At 46.5% G+C, this 18249-nt stretch carries 19 protein-coding genes; 11 read left to right on the top strand and 8 right to left on the bottom strand.

What is annotated here, in order from left to right; translation table 11 throughout:
* Positions 1 to 139 precede the first annotated feature (139 nt).
* The 9 genes from AACQ17_RS07785 (at position 140) to gloA (ending at position 8140) form a co-directional block, all read left to right on the top strand.
* Positions 140 to 847, top strand: a complete 708-nt coding sequence (locus AACQ17_RS07785) for a 4'-phosphopantetheinyl transferase family protein (RefSeq protein ID WP_094147108.1) — start codon at positions 140 to 142, stop codon at positions 845 to 847.
* A 157-nt stretch (positions 848 to 1004) separates the two neighbouring features.
* On the top strand, positions 1005 to 1586 hold the full coding sequence (gene rsxA / locus AACQ17_RS07780) for an electron transport complex subunit RsxA (protein ID WP_010318463.1): 582 nt from the start codon (positions 1005 to 1007) through the stop codon (positions 1584 to 1586).
* A 1-nt stretch (position 1587) separates the two neighbouring features.
* Positions 1588 to 2175, top strand: a complete 588-nt coding sequence (gene rsxB / locus AACQ17_RS07775) for an electron transport complex subunit RsxB (protein WP_013857280.1) — start codon at positions 1588 to 1590, stop codon at positions 2173 to 2175.
* A gap of 8 nt (positions 2176 to 2183) precedes the next feature.
* Positions 2184 to 4514 (top strand): electron transport complex subunit RsxC, encoded by a 2331-nt coding sequence (gene rsxC, locus AACQ17_RS07770; protein WP_094147109.1) that lies wholly within the window; start codon positions 2184 to 2186, stop codon positions 4512 to 4514.
* Positions 4514 to 5560 carry an electron transport complex subunit RsxD gene (gene rsxD, locus AACQ17_RS07765; protein ID WP_094147110.1) on the top strand — a complete coding sequence of 349 codons (1047 nt, stop codon included), beginning with the start codon at positions 4514 to 4516 and terminating at the stop codon, positions 5558 to 5560. The genes rsxC and rsxD overlap by 1 nt, the downstream gene beginning before the upstream one ends.
* 8 nt (positions 5561 to 5568) lie before the next feature.
* Positions 5569 to 6207: an electron transport complex subunit RsxG gene (gene rsxG, locus AACQ17_RS07760; protein ID WP_013857283.1), complete on the top strand. Its 639-nt coding sequence runs from the start codon at positions 5569 to 5571 to the stop codon at positions 6205 to 6207.
* A complete protein-coding gene (locus AACQ17_RS07755; RefSeq protein ID WP_010318468.1) occupies positions 6200 to 6892 on the top strand; it encodes an electron transport complex subunit E in 693 nt (230 codons plus the stop codon). The genes rsxG and AACQ17_RS07755 overlap by 8 nt, the downstream gene beginning before the upstream one ends.
* 27 nt (positions 6893 to 6919) lie before the next feature.
* A complete protein-coding gene (gene nth / locus AACQ17_RS07750; protein ID WP_010318469.1) occupies positions 6920 to 7555 on the top strand; it encodes an endonuclease III in 636 nt (211 codons plus the stop codon).
* A 168-nt stretch (positions 7556 to 7723) separates the two neighbouring features.
* Entirely contained in the window at positions 7724 to 8140 is a 417-nt protein-coding gene (gloA, locus tag AACQ17_RS07745) for a lactoylglutathione lyase (RefSeq protein WP_013857285.1), read from the top strand.
* A gap of 107 nt (positions 8141 to 8247) precedes the next feature.
* On the opposite strand, the gene motY is transcribed toward gloA, so the two are convergent.
* The gene (motY, locus tag AACQ17_RS07740; RefSeq protein ID WP_013857286.1) at positions 8248 to 9129 is read right to left on the bottom strand and encodes a flagellar protein MotY; all 882 of its coding nucleotides are present in this window, start codon (positions 9127 to 9129) and stop codon (positions 8248 to 8250) included.
* A 202-nt stretch (positions 9130 to 9331) separates the two neighbouring features.
* Here motY and rnt point away from each other — a divergent pair, with 202 nt between their 5' ends.
* Entirely contained in the window at positions 9332 to 9991 is a 660-nt protein-coding gene (rnt, locus tag AACQ17_RS07735) for a ribonuclease T (RefSeq protein ID WP_094147111.1), read from the top strand.
* 21 nt (positions 9992 to 10012) lie between these two features.
* Positions 10013 to 11338, top strand: a complete 1326-nt coding sequence (locus AACQ17_RS07730; protein ID WP_094147112.1) for a Na+/H+ antiporter family protein — start codon at positions 10013 to 10015, stop codon at positions 11336 to 11338.
* 82 nt (positions 11339 to 11420) lie between these two features.
* Here the strand turns inward: AACQ17_RS07730 and purF are convergent, their stop codons facing one another.
* From purF to AACQ17_RS07695, 7 genes are all read right to left on the bottom strand, one after another.
* Positions 11421 to 12935: an amidophosphoribosyltransferase gene (purF, locus tag AACQ17_RS07725; RefSeq protein ID WP_013857289.1), complete on the bottom strand. Its 1515-nt coding sequence runs from the start codon at positions 12933 to 12935 to the stop codon at positions 11421 to 11423.
* 33 nt (positions 12936 to 12968) lie between these two features.
* Complete coding sequence (locus tag AACQ17_RS07720) at positions 12969 to 13460, bottom strand: CvpA family protein (RefSeq protein WP_013857290.1); 492 nt, start codon at positions 13458 to 13460, stop codon at positions 12969 to 12971.
* 61 nt (positions 13461 to 13521) lie between these two features.
* Positions 13522 to 14067 (bottom strand): SPOR domain-containing protein, encoded by a 546-nt coding sequence (locus AACQ17_RS07715; protein ID WP_094147113.1) that lies wholly within the window; start codon positions 14065 to 14067, stop codon positions 13522 to 13524.
* Positions 14068 to 15333: a bifunctional tetrahydrofolate synthase/dihydrofolate synthase gene (gene folC / locus AACQ17_RS07710; protein WP_094147114.1), complete on the bottom strand. Its 1266-nt coding sequence runs from the start codon at positions 15331 to 15333 to the stop codon at positions 14068 to 14070.
* A 44-nt stretch (positions 15334 to 15377) separates the two neighbouring features.
* Positions 15378 to 16304: an acetyl-CoA carboxylase, carboxyltransferase subunit beta gene (gene accD, locus AACQ17_RS07705; protein WP_017043471.1), complete on the bottom strand. Its 927-nt coding sequence runs from the start codon at positions 16302 to 16304 to the stop codon at positions 15378 to 15380.
* A 175-nt stretch (positions 16305 to 16479) separates the two neighbouring features.
* Complete coding sequence (gene truA, locus AACQ17_RS07700) at positions 16480 to 17274, bottom strand: tRNA pseudouridine(38-40) synthase TruA (protein WP_026027499.1); 795 nt, start codon at positions 17272 to 17274, stop codon at positions 16480 to 16482.
* A 171-nt stretch (positions 17275 to 17445) separates the two neighbouring features.
* Positions 17446 to 18249, bottom strand: an 804-nt coding sequence (locus AACQ17_RS07695) for a FimV/HubP family polar landmark protein (protein WP_276206502.1), incomplete at its 5' end; no start/stop codon positions are given.

Here is an 18249-nt window from a genome sequence, read left to right as displayed (position 1 = left end):
TTAGTAACTCTGACTCACTCTCCTAGACATCAACACTTTGTTTTTGACTGGGGGAGTGATTTTTCACTCAATCTGAGATAAACGTCACCACGCAGGCGACGCATCGAACAAGTTCACTCACTCGATAGGTAAAATAGGCATGCTCATCATTCCAAACTGGCCATCTTTCATCCAATACCACCAGCTTGAAGTGAAGTATCTGCCTGAATACAAAAATAAACTTGAAGAGCAAGGGATCTCCCTGCCCTCTTCTTTAAACCAAGCCGTGCTAAAACGCCATTGTGAATTTTTAGCTGGCAGGATGTGTGCAAAACACTGCCTAACCAAACTGGATCAATCACAGTCGCTAACGTTAGAGATTGGCAAGGGGAACCAAGCGGTTTGGCCGCAAAATATCGTAGGCTCAATATCCCATTGCCATGGCTACGCTATCGCAGCCGCCACTCACCAGACTAAAGCGTGTGCCGCTCTTGGTATCGATATTGAACAACTCATACGAGATGAATGGCTCAGTGATATTCGCCAGCAAGTCATGACACCCGCAGAGCACATTTTTGCTCATCACTTTGCCCAATTAGCGAGCTTTATTACGTTGATTTTTTCCGCGAAGGAATCGATTTATAAAGCCATTTATCCATGGGTTGAACAGGTTCTTGATTTTCACGTGGTAGAACTGATCCATGTTGACAAACACGCCAAACGACTCATTTTTCAGATTCACACTGATCTTCATCCTTTTTTAAATCCATCATACACAATCAGCGTTGGTTACCACTGGCCTGACAGTGAGTATGTACTGACTTGGTGTTATTTAAGTCAAGCCCATTTTTCGACACATAAAAAATAGCCGGCTGACACTGCTTTATAACGCCCCATATCAACCTAATACTGGCGTAGCAGCGTACAAAATTCCGTCAAAGGTATAAAACCTTATCTTTCCTTGGTTGTTATTCGCTTGGCAAAGCACGATAATCACCAGATCGGAACTTAAGACTTATATAACTATGACCGAATATTTTTTGTTATTAATCGGCACTGTACTGGTCAATAACTTTGTACTGGTAAAGTTTCTAGGGCTATGTCCTTTCATGGGCGTATCAAAAAAACTAGAAACCGCAATAGGGATGGGGTTAGCGACGACTTTCGTGCTAACTCTAGCGTCAGTGTGTGCGTATTTAGTAGAAAGCTATGTCCTTAAACCATTAGGTATTGAGTACTTACGCACCATGAGCTTTATTTTAGTGATCGCCGTGGTGGTGCAATTCACCGAAATGGTGGTACACAAAACCAGCCCAACGTTATATCGCCTGCTCGGGATTTTCCTTCCTCTTATCACCACCAACTGTGCGGTACTTGGGGTTGCGCTTCTCAACATCAACGAAAATCATAACTTCATTCAATCCATTATTTATGGTTTTGGTGCCGCGGTTGGGTTCTCATTGGTATTGATTCTGTTTGCTTCCATGCGCGAACGCATCGGCGTAGCCGACGTACCAACGCCCTTCAAAGGGGCATCAATTGCTATGATAACCGCAGGTCTTATGTCACTCGCCTTCATGGGTTTTACAGGATTGGTGAAGTTGTAATATGAGCACAATACTCATCGCTATTCTTGCACTTGTCGCATTGGCCGCTGTGTTTGGCGCTATCTTAGGTTTTGCCTCTATCCGCTTTAAAGTAGAAGCCGATCCTATCGTCGATCAGATTGATGCGATTTTACCGCAGACACAATGCGGTCAATGTGGCTATCCGGGCTGTCGCCCTTATGCACAAGCCATTGCCAATGGCGATAAAATCAATAAATGCCCGCCCGGCGGCCAAGCAACCATTGAAAAATTGGCTGACTTAATGGGCGTTGAAGCTGAAGAGTCTGCGCATGATCTTGATAATAAGGTCAAAACCGTTGCCTTCATTCATGAAGATATGTGCATCGGTTGTACAAAATGCATTCAAGCTTGTCCCGTAGATGCCATTGTTGGTGGAACTAAGGCTCTGCATACCGTGATCAAGTCAGAATGTACTGGCTGTGATCTGTGTGTTGCTCCCTGCCCAACGGACTGTATTGAAATGATCCCGGTAGAAACTACGACCGATACTTGGAAGTGGCAAATGAACGCGATTCCTGTTGTTGATGTTACCGACTCTGCCTCACGTGCGCAGAAAAGCGTGAATTAAGGATTGGTATGTTGTCATTAATAGAACAAATCAAAGCTGGCACTCTCTGGAACTTCCCAGGAGGCATTCACCCGCCAGAAAATAAACAGCAATCAAATCAAACGGCACTGACTCATGCCGGTATACCGCAAGAAATTGTATTGCCACTCAAACAGCATATTGGCCGAGCCGGTGATTTATTGGTCAGCGTTGGCGATAAAGTACTCAAAGGCCAACCACTAACACAATACACCTCAACCTTCATGTTGCCTGTACACGCTTCAACCTCTGGCACCATTACCGCCATTGAACCGCGTACCACGGCGCACCCTTCTGGGTTAAGTGAAATGTGTATTGTCATCACGCCTGATCAACAAGATGAGTGGGCAGTGCGCGCACCACTGGCTGATTATCGACAACACTCCCCAGAGCAATTGATTGAAATCATTCGTCAAGCTGGCATCTCTGGGTTGGGCGGCGCCGGTTTTCCTACTGCAAAAAAAATGCAATCAGGCCTCGCTCGCACTGATATTTTGATCATCAACGCCGCCGAATGTGAACCTTACATCACGGCCGATGATGTACTCATGCAGCACCATGCCGCAGAGATCATCGATGGGATCTGTATTGTAGAGCACATTCTTAAGCCCAAATTAACCATCATCGGTATTGAAGATAACAAACCTGAAGCAATTCAAGCGTTAGAAGCCGCCGCAACACATAAAGACATCGTGATCCGCGTGATCCCAACCAAATACCCTTCAGGTGGTGAAAAGCAGTTAATTAAATTGCTGACCAACCAAGAAGTGCCTGCGGGTAAAATTCCAGCCGATATTGGCTTGATGGTACAAAATGTTGGCTCTATCTACGCGATTAAACGCGCCGTCATGGATGGCGAACCCCTGATTAACCGCGTAGTCACCTTAACGGGCAATACGTTTAAACAGCCCCGGAATGTCTGGGTTTTATTAGGCACACCCGTACAATATTTACTCGAACAATTTGGCTATAAGGCAGATAAAAAATTACCGCGTCTTATCATGGGCGGTCCGATGATGGGGTTCACCCTGCCTCATTCGCAAGTTCCGATCACCAAAACCACCAACTGCATTCTGGCACCCACTCGTAAAGAGATAGCCTCTTCACAACATGAAATGGCCTGCATTCGCTGTGGTCAGTGCGCGGAAGCCTGCCCGGCCTCCTTATTACCTCAGCAACTGTTCTGGCACGCGAAAGCGGAAGAATATGATAAGTGTGAAGAACTGAACCTCAAAGATTGCATTGAGTGCGGGGCTTGTGCTTATGTTTGCCCCAGTGAAATTCCATTGGTGCAATACTATCGTCAAGCCAAGGCTGAGATAAAAACTCGCCAGCAAGAATCAGAAGCCGCTGAACGTGCCAGAGTACGTTTCGAAGAGAAAAAAGCACGTTTAGAACGCGATAAAGCCGATCGCGAGAATCGTTTCAAAAAAGCAGCCGATGAACGTCGTCAAGAGATGAAACACACAGGCGGCGACGATGCGATTGCAGCGGCCATTGCTCGCGTTCAAGCGCAAAAAGCACAAACAGAAAACAACCCAAGCACCGTAAAACCCGCCGTTGCTGCGGCTATTGCTCGCGCTAAAGCCAAGCAAGCCGAAGCACTGCAAGCAGGTCAAGTCGAGCCAGATAACACTGAAATGGTTAAATTGCGCGAAGAACGCAAACGTCAAGCTCGCGAGAAAAAAGCGCAGCAAACCAGTGCTGATGCGCCACCAGCAGAAACTGGTGATGATAAAAAAGCGGCAGTCGCGGCTGCCATTGCCCGCGCGAAAGCACGCAAGGCCGAGCAGCAAACGGCGCCGAGTGAACCTCAGCCAACGCTTGAACCTGCACCTGCTCAACCTGAGGATGCCAAAAAAGCGGCAGTCGCTGCCGCCATTGCTCGCGCCAAAGCACGCAAGGCAGAGCAGCAAACGGTGCCGAGTGAACCTCAGCCAACACTTGAACCTGCACCTGCTCAACCTGAGGATGCAAAAAAAGCGGCAGTCGCTGCCGCCATTGCCCGTGCGAAAGCACGCAAGGCAGAGCAGCAAACGGCTCCGAGTGAGCCTCAGCCAACACTTGAACCTGCACCTGCTCAACCTGAGGATGCAAAAAAAGCGGCAGTCGCTGCTGCCATTGCCCGCACGAAAGCACGCAAGGCAGAGCAGCAAACGGCTCCGAGTGAGCCTCAGCCAACGCTTGAACCTGCACCTACTCAACCTGAGGATGCCAAAAAAGCGGCAGTCGCTGCCGCCATTGCCCGCGCGAAAGCACGCAAAGCCGAGCAGCAAACGGCACAAGCGAAAAACAATCATAATTCTGAGGAGAATAATTAGTGGCCTTTTTTATTGCCAGCTCCCCCCATGCACACAGCAAACGCAGCACATCAGAACTGATGAAGTGGGTCGCCTTGTGCGCCTTACCGGGGCTTATCGCGCAAAGCTACTTCTTTGGTTGGGGTACTCTCATTCAACTGATGCTCGCTATCATCATCGCTTTGGCTTTTGAATCTGCCGTTATGCTACTGCGTAAGCGCTCACCACTGTTGGCAATCAAAGATTACAGCGCCGTGGTCACGGCTTGGCTTCTGGCCATTGCCATTCCTCCGATGTCCCCTTGGTGGGTTATCTTTATTGGCCTTATTTTTGCCATCATTATTGCAAAACACTTATACGGCGGACTAGGACAAAACCCATTCAACCCCGCCATGATTGCTTATGTGGTTTTGCTTATCTCTTTCCCTGTGCAGATGACCAGTTGGATTGCTCCAACGGAATTAGCCCCGGATCCAATCTCGTTTAGTGATGCATTTTCACTTATTTTCAGTGGCTTCAACGTAGAAGGTTTATCACTACAACAAATCCGAACGGGTATCGATGGTGTCACCATGGCCACCCCATTGGACGCTGTAAAAACCGGATTACATAACGGTGAGACTCTGCATGAAGCGATGAGCCAGCCTCAATTTAGTGGGTTAGCTGGGCTTGGCTGGGAATGGGTTAACCTTGCCTATTTAGCTGGCGGCTTATTATTGATCAAACTACGTGTGATCAACTGGCATATCCCGATTGCGGTGCTGTGTGGTTTAGTAACGGCAAGTGCTTTCACTGCGCTTATTGAACCGGGAGCAACCGCCTCACCCTTGTTTCATTTGCTCTCGGGCGCGACTATGCTCGGCGCTTTTTTCATCGCAACCGATCCAGTCACCGCTTCCACAACCGTCAAAGGTCGCTTAATTTACGGCGCATTTATTGGCATGATGATTTTCATTATCCGCAGTTGGGGAGGCTTCCCTGACGGGGTAGCCTTCGCTGTGTTACTTGCCAACATGTGTGTCCCACTGATTGATTACTACACTAAACCTCGAACCTACGGGCACTAAGGAGCGCTATGTTAACCGCCATTCGCAATAACGGTTTGATTCTCGCTATCTTTGCCTGTGCTTCAACAGGTGTTGTAGCGTTAACCCAATACCTAACAAAAGATCAAATAACCAAGCAAGAGCAGATTCAACTGCAATCGATTTTAAACCAAGTGATCCCGCACAGTTTGCACGACAACGAACTGTACAAATCCTGTACACTGGTGACTGATCCTGCACTTGGTACAGACCAACCTATGCACGCTTACATTGCCACACAAAACGGTGAACCGAGTGGACTGGCTATTGAAGCCATCGCACCTGATGGCTATAACGGCGCGATCAAGGTAATTATTGGCATCAAGCACGATGGCACCATCACAGGGACTCGCGTTCTGTCTCATCAAGAAACACCGGGGTTAGGTGACAAAATAGATTTACGCGTCACTGATTGGATATTGAGCTTTACTGGCAAGCAAGTCACTGAGCAAAATATCGAGACTTGGAAAGTGCGCAAAGATGGGGGACAATTTGATCAGTTTACTGGAGCGACGATTACGCCGCGAGCCGTCGTCAAAGCGGTGAAAAATACCGCTCAGTTTGTGAATCAACATCGAGAAGCACTATTAGCACAACCTTTTGACTGTAAAGGAGCCAGCAATGAGTGATCATAAGACACTGATTAAAAACGGGATGTGGAGCAACAACCCTGCGCTCGTTCAACAACTTGGACTGTGCCCTTTACTAGCGGTTTCTTCCACTGTCACTAATGCGCTAGGTTTAGGCGTTGCAACATTGCTGGTTCTCGTCTGTTCAAATGTCACCATCTCATTAGTACGAGATTATGTCCCCAAAGAAGTCCGTATCCCTGTATTTGTGATGATCATCGCCGCACTAGTAACTTGCGTACAACTGTTAATGAATGCCTACGCTTACGGCCTGTACCTATCGCTAGGGATCTTCATTCCTCTGATTGTGACCAACTGTATCATCATCGGTCGCGCCGAAGCATTTGCCTCAAAAAATGCAGTGTTGCCTTCAGCACAAGATGGGTTTTGGATGGGCATGGGAATGACCACTATTCTGGTCATTTTGGGCGCACTGCGTGAAGTAATTGGCAATGGCACACTGTTTGATGGTGCTGATTTATTACTGGGTCATTGGGCAACCATTTTACGCATTGAGGTCTTCCATTTTGACAACAGCTTCTTGCTTGCGCTCTTGCCGCCTGGAGCGTTTATTGGTGTTGGCTTTTTGATTGCAGCTAAAAATATCATCGATAAAAATCTAGCTGCTCGCCAACCTAAAGAACAAAAGCCCGTCATAGAACGAGCACGCGTCACCAACGCTTAGCGAAATCATAAGGAAGTTTTCCAAACGATGAATAATGTCAAACGAGTCGAGATCCTCGAGCGCTTACGAGCCAATAACCCGAAGCCAGAAACCGAGCTTAAATGGAGCACACCGTTTGAGTTACTGATCTCAGTACTGCTTTCTGCTCAAGCGACTGACGTCAGCGTTAATAAGGCCACTGACAAACTTTACCCTATTGCTAATACGCCACAAGCCATCTTTGAGCTTGGCGTTGATGGGCTAAAGCAATACATCAAAACCATTGGTTTATTCAATTCCAAAGCAGAAAACGTCATAAAAACTTGCCGTATCTTATTGGATCAATACGCAGGAGAAGTGCCTGAGAGCCGTGAAGCATTAGAATCGCTGCCCGGCGTTGGCAGAAAAACGGCCAATGTGGTATTGAACACCGCTTTCGGGTGGCCAACCATCGCCGTTGACACGCATATTTTCCGTGTTTCAAATCGAACCAAGTTTGCGGTGGGTAAAAACGTTGATGAAGTGGAACAAAAGCTGCTCAAAGTCGTCCCTAAAGAATTCAAAGTTGATGTTCATCACTGGTTGATCTTACATGGTCGCTACACCTGTGTCGCAAGAAAGCCGCGTTGTGGCAGTTGTATCATTGAAGATCTTTGCGAATTCTCTGATAAAACTGATCTATAAAATTTAACCAGATCCCCAAAAGACTCAACTCTGCAAGTAGGCAGTAAGTAAACGAATTCCTTTGAACATAGATAAACTCTGTGATTGGAGTGGGTGAACGTAAGCCAACATCATCGCCACAGTGGTCGGGTGGAGATAGATATTTCATCAGAAAGTTAGGAGCTCAACATGTCAAATAGTCGTATTTTGCACACCATGCTACGCGTAGGCGATTTAGAAAAATCGATCGCGTTTTACACCAAGGTCATGGGTATGCAACTGCTTCGTACTAATGAAAATACAGAATACAAATACACATTGGCATTTCTGGGTTATGGCGATGAATCTCAGGGTGCGGTGATCGAACTGACCTATAACTGGGGCACCACAAGCTATGACCTAGGCAATGCTTTTGGCCACATCGCCATTGGTGTTGAAGATGTGTATACCACCTGTGACGCGATTAAAGCGGCTGGAGGTAATGTGACCCGTGAAGCTGGCCCAGTAAAAGGTGGCACCACGCATATCGCTTTTGTGAAAGATCCTGATGGTTACATGATTGAACTTATCCAAAACAAACAAGCATCAGCAGGTTTAGAAGGATAAGCCTCTTTGCGGCATCGGCTAGTTATATAAACTAGATGCGTAAGGTTTCCCGGATAACATCACAAAAAGCAGCCTTTGAAATGGGCTGCTTTTTTACTCTAACGTTATTAGATAATTGTTCGACCCAGTGAAATAACCACGCGACGGTTTTTATCTTTGCCGATGGGTGATGCATTGTCGGCAATCGGCCTGCGTTTACCATAGCCTTGCACTTGGATACGATCCTCAGGTAACCCCAGTGATTTAAAGTAATCTCTTAATACCTCAGCCCTACGCTCAGAAAGATCCTGGCTCACTCCTCGACTATCAACAGAGTCGGTATAGGTAGAAACCAACACCAAATCAATATCTTGGTTATAGCGAATATAGTCAGCAATTTGCGCAAGCCGTTTTTGCGAAGCTTTATTGAGTTGTACATTATCGCGGTCGTAATGCAGAATCGTAAATGAGATATCTTCAAAACTGTACGTCAGCAAATTGCTCACACAATCGCTAAACACGTTGTACTTCTCTTGAAAAAGAACCGACGAGAGAGCGACTTCAATGCGCTGATCTCGGCTTTGCCAATCTTGGTAGCTAAAGGTTGGATAGCGTCCTTTTTCCAATTCACTGAGTAGGCTCCAAGCGGTTTGACCACCGATGTAACCATCGAACTGTTTGAAGAATTGCAAATTGGTAATACGGTCTGCACTCTCACCCGGACGCCAACTCGGTGGTAATGACACTAAACTTACGTTGCGAGTTTCACCCATTGGACGACGCATTTTGAGTTCGAAATCGAGGTTAATCTTCTTATTCGCACGTGAAGAGAATTCAGCGTCACCGTAGTTGGGGATAGGATGGACCAAACGGCACTCTAAAGGGGTATTCGTCACCATCTGCCACGTAGACTGCTGTGGTGTTGCCACATAACGCTTATCCATCGCCATAGGGGCAAAGGATGTCAGTATGCTGGTCATCACAATAGTGGCAGTAACCCATTTATTCATAACGATTTTATTCTCCGAGCGATACTACAACGATGGCGGAAAATTGCCGCTTCGCTTTCTATTGACTAAGTTAATGCAAAAATCTAGCCACATCACCGCACTATCCAACGCATAGTGAAACCTGCATTTATTAACGTGTTTGGTTTTTATCGTAGAAAGAATCTGTAATAATGCCAGCCCTGTCACACAACCAAGAGCTAGCATGACTGAAGTAAATGAAGCATTGACACTGAGAAAGCGTTTCCGCGGTTATTTTCCCGTCGTCATCGACGTCGAAACAGCCGGTTTCAATGCAAAGACCGATGCACTATTAGAAATCTGCGCGATTACGTTGCGTATGGATGAACAAGGTGATCTGCACCCAGCATCGACGATTCACTTTCATGTTGAGCCTTTTGAAGGTGCCAACCTTGAAAAAGAGGCGCTTGAGTTTAATGGCATTCGTGACCCATTTAGCCCATTACGCGGTGCTGTCAGCGAAGCCGAAGCACTCAGAGAAATTTATAAGCTAGTCCGAAAAGAGCAACGCGACAATGACTGTAGCCGCGCGATCATGGTGGCGCACAATGCTACCTTTGACTTAAATTTCGTGATGGCAGCCAGTGAACGCTGCAAGCTAAAACGAGTCCCTTTCCACCCTTTTGCGACTTTTGATACCGCCGCGCTAAGTGGTTTAGCCTATGGGCAAACCGTTTTGGCCAAAGCGTGCAAATCCGCAGGGATGGAATTTGACAATAGAGAAGCGCATTCAGCGCTATACGATACGCAAAAAACAGCCGAACTTTTTTGCGGTATCGTCAACAAATGGAAGGCCCTTGGCGGATGGCCACTTGTTGAACCTTCAGAAAACAATAACAAGTAAACACAACTAACCGAGAAATATATGAATCCTGTAGTAATTTCTGTATGCATCATGCTGCTTCTTGCGCTGATGCGGGTCAATGTCGTCGTCGCACTGACATTTAGTGCGATCGTCGGTGGTTTAGTTGCAGGGATGAGTTTAAATGACGCTGTTTCTGCATTTGAAAGTGGCTTAGGCGGCGGTGCAACCATCGCACTAAGTTATGCGATGCTAGGCACCTTTGCCGTCGCGATTTCTAAATCTGGTATTACTGACTTACTGGCGCAAAACGTGATTAAGCGTATCCATGGCAAAGAGCATGGTGCAGCCACCACAGGTTTGAAGTATGCAGTTCTGGTCGCGCTGGTTCTAGTTACCATGTCATCGCAAAATATCATTCCTGTCCATATCGCCTTTATTCCGATTTTAATTCCACCGCTATTGGGCGTCTTTGCCAAGCTGAAGCTTGACCGTCGCCTGATTGCTTGCGTGCTCACTTTTGGCCTTATCACGCCCTATATGGTCTTGCCTGTCGGCTTTGGTGGGATTTTCCTCAATAACATCTTACTCAAGAATTTACGCGATAATGGCCTTGAAAACGTAACGGCAAGCCAAGTGCCGATTGCCATGCTGCTACCCGCCGCTGGGATGATTTTTGGCTTACTGATCGCCATTTTCTTTACCTATCGTAAACCTCGCCAGTATCAAGAGACGGAACATACTGTCATTAATACCGAACCAAAAGCGATCAACAAAAAGCATATTTTGATTGCCGCACTCGGTATTATCACGGCACTTGCCGTGCAACTGTCCACAGGTTCAATGATCATCGGCGCACTGGCTGGTTTTATGGTCTTCACTTTTGGTGGTGTGATTGCGTGGAAAGAGACGCACGATGTGTTCACCAAAGGTGTACATATGATGGCCATGATTGGCTTTATTATGATTTCAGCGGCCGGATTTGCCGCCGTAATGAAAGCCACTGGTGGCGTTGAGTCGCTCGTCGAGGCCTTATCAGTAAGCATTGGCGACAACAAAGCGTTATCGGCTTTATTAATGCTGATCGTCGGTTTGTTGGTCACTATGGGCATTGGTTCATCCTTCTCAACGATTCCAATCATCGCAACCATTTACGTGCCCCTTGCCCTCGCCTTTGGCTTTTCGCCTATGGCGACCATTGCGCTAGTGGGTACCGCTGCTGCGTTAGGCGATGCTGGCTCTCCAGCGTCAGATTCCACCTTGGGGCCAACGTCAGGCCTAAATGCGGATGGCCAACACGAACATATTTGGGAAACGGTGGTTCCAACCTTCATCCATTACAATATTCCACTGATTGTGTTTGGCTGGATTGCGGCAATGATCCTTTAGTCAAACCCTGTTAACGAGCACAAAAAAGGCTTCCTAGATGGAAGCCTTTTTCTTTGCAGCCTATTTGGAGAGATGCGCTCGATTACGCGCCTTCGTTATGAATCTCCAGGTTGGCGAGATCTTGCTGGATTTCTCGAACCGTTTTTGCATCGTCGCTGCGCATCGATTCAAGAAAATCAAGATACTGCTGATCAATATCGCCCGTGACATATTCGCCGTTAAATACCGACGCTTCAAATTTTGCAATATCGCGGTTACCCATACCGACGGCATCCACTAAATCTTCCAGATTTTGGAAAATCAGAGCATCGGCACCAATTCGCTGCGCAATTTCATCGGCATCTCGACCATGAGCAATCAACTCGTTAGCACTTGGCATATCAATGCCATAGACGTTAGGGAAACGGATCTCAGGCGCGGCTGACACCATGTACACCTTGTTTGCACCAGAATCACGAGCCATCTCAATAATTTGCTCTGACGTAGTTCCACGCACTATCGAGTCATCCACTAGCAACACGTTTTTGCCCTTAAATTCAGAACGAATCGCATTGAGTTTACGGCGCACCGACTTTTTACGCTGTTGCTGACCCGGCATAATAAATGTGCGGCCAACGTAGCGGTTTTTGACAAAACCTTGGCGATATGGAATATCAATCGCTTGTGCAATTTGCAATGCGATATCGCACGAAGTCTCAGGAATGGGGATCACGACATCAATATCTAAGTCAGCAAATTCGTTCTTGATGCGCTCACCCAGCTTTTTACCCATTTCTACGCGCGCGCTGTAAACTGAAATTTTGTCGATAAACGAATCTGGGCGGGCGAAGTAGACAAATTCAAAAATGCATGGGTTAAGTGTTGGATTATCGGCACATTGTTTAGTAAATAGCTGGCCATCAAAGGTCGCATACACCGCTTCTCCGGGGGCAAGATCACGCACAAAATCAAAGCCGACAGCATCTAGCGCCACCGATTCAGAAGCGGCCATGTATTCGGTACGGCCATCGACTTCACGTTTACCTAAGCAGATAGGACGAATACCATGCGGGTCACGAAACGCGATCATCCCATGCCCAATGATCATCGCGACAACAGCATAAGCACCGCGAATGGTGCGATGTACATTGGCGACAGCACGAAACACATCTTCTGCGGTTACATTGCCTCTGACTGTATCAATTTCATGCGCCAAGACGTTAAGCAGCACTTCGGAATCTGAAGTGGTATTAATATGGCGACGATCTTTTTCAAACAACTTCTGGCGTACTTCGTTGGCATTGGTGAGGTTGCCGTTATGAGCAAGCGTGATACCGAACGGGGAGTTAACGTAGAAAGGTTGAGCTTCTGAGGCACTCGAACTACCCGCAGTAGGATAACGCACATGTCCAATACCCACCGTTCCTTGAAGACGCTGCATGTGTTTTGCTTCAAAGACATCTTTCACTAAACCGTTCGCCTTACGCAGACGGAAACGATTGCTTTCTATGGTACAAATACCAGCGGCATCTTGGCCACGATGCTGCAATACCGTTAACGCGTCATAAATTGACTGGTTTACCAGCGTTGTACCCACGATTCCAACAATACCACACATGTCCTGATCCTCGATTTGCGACAGTAACTGGCGCTAAATCGCGCCAGAGAGAAAACTTGATGTTGCTTGTAAGTGCTCAAAGAACGGCGCAATGATACGGCTAAATTCCGGTACCAATTGCGAGCTCTTCCACCACTCTGAATTTGGAAATGCGGTAAACGCATCCATAAAAAACAAGGCAGCTGAAACAATCAGCACACCACGCAATGCTCCAAAAACAATGCCCAGTACCCGATCAGTTCCTGATAGGCCCGTTTTTTGTACCAATTGAGCAATCACATAGTTAATGATCGCTCCGACAATGAGTGTTGCAACAAACAGTGCTGCGATGGCCGCGCCATTACGAAACATGTCATCTTTGATATTTGAAAAATACACCGCAAGTTTTGCGTAGTATTGGCTGGCAATAAAAAATGCACCGAACCATATCACTAATGACAACGCTTCTTTAGCAAAGCCACGGACTAAACTGATCAATGCCGATAGGCCGATCACACTTAAAATGACAATATCTAACCAATTCATGAGTTCTACATCTTAAGTTGGCGCGCATTTTAACAGAAAAAAACGCGACGCAAACGTTTTCTTATGGGTTTAGTGGTTTAAATTTGAGCAATTGACCTTTTGCACCGGTAATTTTTTCCAGTTCTAAGAGTTGACGCTCAAGCTTGGTTTTGGAAACATCTGGGCCAATAATGATCCGAGTGAAGCCATTTTCTTGCTTAGTATGAGCTTGATAACCCCGTTTTTGCAGATCTTTAACCACGGTTTTTGCGTTTTCGGCATTCTTTAATGCCATCAACTGAATGAGCCAAGCGCTATCTTGGTAATCATTTCTTTCCGCCGTTTCTTTCACTTTCACAGCGAGTGGCTTGCTCTGCGTTGCTGCGTCGCTCTGGTTAGTTTGTGCGATCACTTCAACAGGCGAATCGGGCAACGCGACTTGATCTTCAACGGGGTCGAGAATTTCAAACTTCTCAACTTCGCTGTCTAATTCAGGCTTAATTGGAATGCTGGCGATATCTTCTTTGTAGTGGGTCTTTTTACCATCCAATACATCAGGCAAAACGATCACCCCTATCGCCACCAATATAATTGTTCCTACCAAGCGGCTCTGAAACTTACTTGCCATTTATACTCCTTTGTTCTGCCAGTGCTCTAATACTTCACCCACAGTATGAAACGACCCAACCACGATAATGACATCATTGCTATCGGCTTGTGTCATCGCGGCTTCAAAAGCGCTGACTGGGCTAGCAAACGGTTTAACGCCAGGCTCAAGGTACTGACACAGTTCATTCGCTTGCGCGGCTCTAGGGCCACTTAATGAAGCAGGATACCAAACGTTAGCGATTGATTTCAGTTGATGAAGCGTGGCCTTCACATCTTTATCATGCAGCATGCCAATCACCACATGGACCTTTTTGTGTGCGTAACGCTGTTTGAGCTGCGCCACCAAATATTCGGCCGAATGGGGATTATGTGCAACATCAAGAATGATTTCTGGGCTATCACTGATTTTTTGCATCCGCCCAGCAAGTGTTGCGTTGCTAAGCCCATTGACGATATTGACATCACTCACAACCAAACCGGAGCAGCCGAGTGCCATTAATGCCGTAGCCGCATTAGGCAAGGGCAAGCGAGGGAGCGGTAAATCAGATAACTCAAATGGACCACTTCGCCAATTCCACGTTGTTTCAGAGGCCAGTTCATAGGAAAACTGAATACCGACTTGGTACATCTCCGCACCAATATCATCGGCATGCGCTGCAACCGTTGGTGGTGGCTTAGGCTGGCCGCAAATGGCGGGTTTACCTGCGCGATAAATCCCCGCTTTCTCATAGCCAATAACATTGATGTCATCGCCGAGCCAATCCACGTGATCAATCGCCAAGCTGGTGATCACAGAAACATCGTGATCCACGATATTGGTCGCATCAAGTCGGCCACCTAGCCCAACTTCCAATAAAATGACATCCACCGCTTGCGTTTGAAATAAACGCAGCGCCGCCAATGTACCGAACTCAAATAGGCTTAAACTGATGTCACCCCGTTGCGCTTCAACAAAAGCGAAGGCTTGCGTATGCTGTTCATCGCTGAGCTCAAGCGCATTAATACGCACGCGTTCGTTATAACGGATAAGATGAGGTGAGCTATAAACGCCCACGCGATAACCTGCATCCAATAAAATGGCTTCCATCAATGCACAGGTCGAGCCTTTGCCATTCGTTCCAGCCACGGTGATTACGGTAGGTGCAGGTTTAATAAGATTCGCTTTTTGAGCCACAGCTTGAACACGATCCAAGCCAAGGTCGATAGCGGAGGTATGAATATTCGCTAAATAATCAAGCCACATCGCAAGAGAGGATGTGGCTTGTGGGATAAGGTTTTGAGTCATCTAACGTTTATAACCATTAAGCAGTTAGTGTGTTAGTGCCTACTTTACCCTTTTTCGTGCGCTTCTGGTACAGCGTAATCAGGTTCAGTCGGTGAATCGTCAACAGAAACGACCAATGGTGAGCTGTGATTGGTCAATTTAGCGATCAATCCACCTACGCGTTGACGCATTTCACGGCGATCGACAATCATATCAATCGCACCATGCTCAATTAGGAATTCGCTGCGTTGGAAACCTTCAGGTAGATCTTCACGTACCGTTTGTTCGATAACTCGACGACCTGCAAAACCAATCAGTGCTTTAGGTTCACCAATATTGATGTCACCAAGCATCGCTAAACTTGCCGATACGCCACCCATGGTAGGGTCCGTCATCACTGAGATATAAGGTAAGCCTTTGCTTGATAAACGTTCAAGCGCCGCACTGGTTTTTGCCATCTGCATCAATGACATTAACGCTTCTTGCATACGCGCGCCGCCACTGGCAGAAAAGCAGACCAAACCACAGTTGTTTTCTATAGCGGCATCAACAGCTCGTACGAAACGCGCACCAACTACAGACCCCATTGAACCACCCATGAAAGAAAACTCAAAAGCACAAGCAACCAAAGGCATACCCAATAGTTCGCCTTGCATCACCACAAGAGCGTCTTTCTCACCACTGCTTTTTTGAGCGGCTGAAAGGCGTTCTTTATAACGTTTTGAGTCTTTAAACTTGAGTTTATCCTGCGGCTCTAACTCGTCACCAATCTCGACACGATTCTGTTCATCAAGAAAAGTCTCTAAGCGGCGACGTGCTTTCATGCGCATGTGATGATCACATTTAGGGCACACTTCCAAGTTACGCTCAAGCTCAGCGTGATATAACACTTGCTCACAAGAAGTACATTTAGTCCAAACCCCTTCAGGGATGGATGCTTTACGCGAAGTTACGATATTGCTTTTTTCTAAAATCTTTTCAAGCCAACTCATGGAAGACCTTTACTCTTAACTCTCTCGCGTGATTGCGAAAGATACAAATTTGGGATTTATGCGTGAGGATTAAAACATATAAAATGCTTAGTGTAGACAAAAAACTGGTTGTACCTATTTTCTGGCTGTCATTTTCACACACGTCACGACTCTGTTTTGGACACTTTACGCGTTATTAGTTCAAATTATCAGCTAAAAATAGCGGCCCAAGCGACTCTTTTGGTAAAGAAAATTCTTCTGGATAATCAACAGCAACCAAATATAATCCTTCCGCTTTGGCTGTTGCACCCGCCAGTTTTCTATCTTTGGCTTCAAGCAACCATTTTATCCATTCGGGAGGCTGCTCACCCCGGCCGACAACGATGAGGCTACCGGTAATATTTCGCACCATATGATGGACAAAAGCATTTGCTTTAATGTCGATGACGACATAGTTGCCATGCCGAGTCACATTCAAATGCATGACGTTTCGCCAAGGACTATTCGATTGACAATGCACAGCGCGAAAAGAGGTGAAATCATTTTCGCCCAATAAAAGCTGCCCTGCTTGCTGCATTTTCTCAACGTCTAAATCGCCATGATAATGACTGACACCTGAAGATAATATGCCAGGGCGATAAGCATGATTATAAATGATGTAGCGATAACGGCGTGCTGTAGCCGAAAAGCGAGCGTGAAAATCGCTTGAAACCTCAGTTGCCCAACGAACAGCGATATCTTTTGGTAAATGAGCATTGACACCCATTGTCCAAGCGACCATTTTTCGGCAAGCCGTAGTATCAAAATGTATCACCTGCCCTGTGCCGTGAACCCCTGCATCGGTGCGCCCCGCACACAATACTTCAACCGGATGGTTCGCCACAACTGTGAGTGCTTTTTCTAATTCTTCTTGGACACTTTTAACGTCACGTTGTCGCTGCCAACCATAGTATTGAGAACCATTGTACTCAATACCTAAAGCGATTCTCATCATCTGATTCTCTTTGAAAATGGGTCGGGCAGTATAATCGCAATCAAAAAAAAATTCTAATCGACAAGCCATCTACCCCCGACAACTTTCAATGTGAAGTTCAGGTCATCTGCAAGTCAGAAAAGGCTATTCAATAACAACGAGGCCGTATATTCACGGCCTCGTTTGTTTTTAAGCTCGGCGATTAATGCTGTCAATCAAGGATTTCGCTTCTCGTCGAATATCATCACTACCATCAACAATGGCTTCCTCTAACAGTTTTATCGCCCCTTTATCATCGTTCATCTCGATGTAAATTTTGGCGAGGTCAAGCTTACCCGCCGCCTCAGAGTTATTGTCTACATCGATATCACCAATGTCACCAATCACATCCGGAAATTCACTTAAACCAACATCTAACTTGAGTTCTTCATCTTCAGGGCTGATCCCCTCTTCACCCTCAACTTGAGCCATTAGCTCATCGATGGTCATGTACTGGCTCTTTTGGGCTTCAAAATCATCGAGTTCATCTTGAATTCCCCAGTTTTCATCAAGAATTTGAGGCTCGTCGGTTTGGATCTCATCGTTCCAAACGGCAAGCTCTTCTTCAGGCACGTCATCTGGGATGGAAGCTTGTTGATCTGGCGTTAAATTAAAACCGTTCCAATCTTCACCGCCTACCTCTAACATTGCATCAATATTCATACCAGCACTATCAATGGTACGAGCATCTAATGGTCGATCAAAAGAGAATGGCGCAGAAGATACACTTTCCTCATCTAGCCAATCTTTTAAGGCTTTCTCATCGAACTCCTGTTTTGAAACACTCTGCAATTGGTCTGCGTCATCATCTTCTAAAAGCGGCTGTTGATCTGTTTCTAGTGCTGATTCGTTAATTGAAGCAAGTGCATCTTCTTCATCGAATTCAGGCAAGGCTTGCTCGTCAATCGCTTCAAAACTTTCTTGAGCAACAGGCTCTGACGCCGCTTCTTGAGG

Origin of the sequence: Vibrio sp. V10_P2A27P122 (genome assembly GCF_963874335.1) — a bacterium.
In the GTDB taxonomy this organism is placed as follows: domain Bacteria; phylum Pseudomonadota; class Gammaproteobacteria; order Enterobacterales; family Vibrionaceae; genus Vibrio; species Vibrio anguillarum.
This window is presented reverse-complemented; position numbering and strand designations above follow the sequence as displayed.

Coding starts and splice junctions, on each gene's coding strand:
- AACQ17_RS07720 (WP_013857290.1), bottom strand. CDS start 13,460: ATGAATTGGTTAGATATTGTCATTTTAAGTGTGATCGGCCTATCGGCA.
- accD (WP_017043471.1), bottom strand. CDS start 16,304: ATGAGTTGGCTTGAAAAGATTTTAGAAAAAAGCAATATCGTAACTTCG.
- nth (WP_010318469.1), top strand. CDS start 6,920: ATGAATAATGTCAAACGAGTCGAGATCCTCGAGCGCTTACGAGCCAAT.
- rsxC (WP_094147109.1), top strand. CDS start 2,184: ATGTTGTCATTAATAGAACAAATCAAAGCTGGCACTCTCTGGAACTTC.
- AACQ17_RS07715 (WP_094147113.1), bottom strand. CDS start 14,067: ATGGCAAGTAAGTTTCAGAGCCGCTTGGTAGGAACAATTATATTGGTG.
- truA (WP_026027499.1), bottom strand. CDS start 17,274: ATGAGAATCGCTTTAGGTATTGAGTACAATGGTTCTCAATACTATGGT.
- motY (WP_013857286.1), bottom strand. CDS start 9,129: ATGAATAAATGGGTTACTGCCACTATTGTGATGACCAGCATACTGACA.
- folC (WP_094147114.1), bottom strand. CDS start 15,333: ATGACTCAAAACCTTATCCCACAAGCCACATCCTCTCTTGCGATGTGG.
- AACQ17_RS07730 (WP_094147112.1), top strand. CDS start 10,013: ATGAATCCTGTAGTAATTTCTGTATGCATCATGCTGCTTCTTGCGCTG.
- gloA (WP_013857285.1), top strand. CDS start 7,724: ATGTCAAATAGTCGTATTTTGCACACCATGCTACGCGTAGGCGATTTA.
- rsxB (WP_013857280.1), top strand. CDS start 1,588: ATGAGCACAATACTCATCGCTATTCTTGCACTTGTCGCATTGGCCGCT.
- AACQ17_RS07755 (WP_010318468.1), top strand. CDS start 6,200: ATGAGTGATCATAAGACACTGATTAAAAACGGGATGTGGAGCAACAAC.
- rnt (WP_094147111.1), top strand. CDS start 9,332: ATGACTGAAGTAAATGAAGCATTGACACTGAGAAAGCGTTTCCGCGGT.
- purF (WP_013857289.1), bottom strand. CDS start 12,935: ATGTGTGGTATTGTTGGAATCGTGGGTACAACGCTGGTAAACCAGTCA.
- rsxA (WP_010318463.1), top strand. CDS start 1,005: ATGACCGAATATTTTTTGTTATTAATCGGCACTGTACTGGTCAATAAC.
- AACQ17_RS07785 (WP_094147108.1), top strand. CDS start 140: ATGCTCATCATTCCAAACTGGCCATCTTTCATCCAATACCACCAGCTT.
- rsxG (WP_013857283.1), top strand. CDS start 5,569: ATGTTAACCGCCATTCGCAATAACGGTTTGATTCTCGCTATCTTTGCC.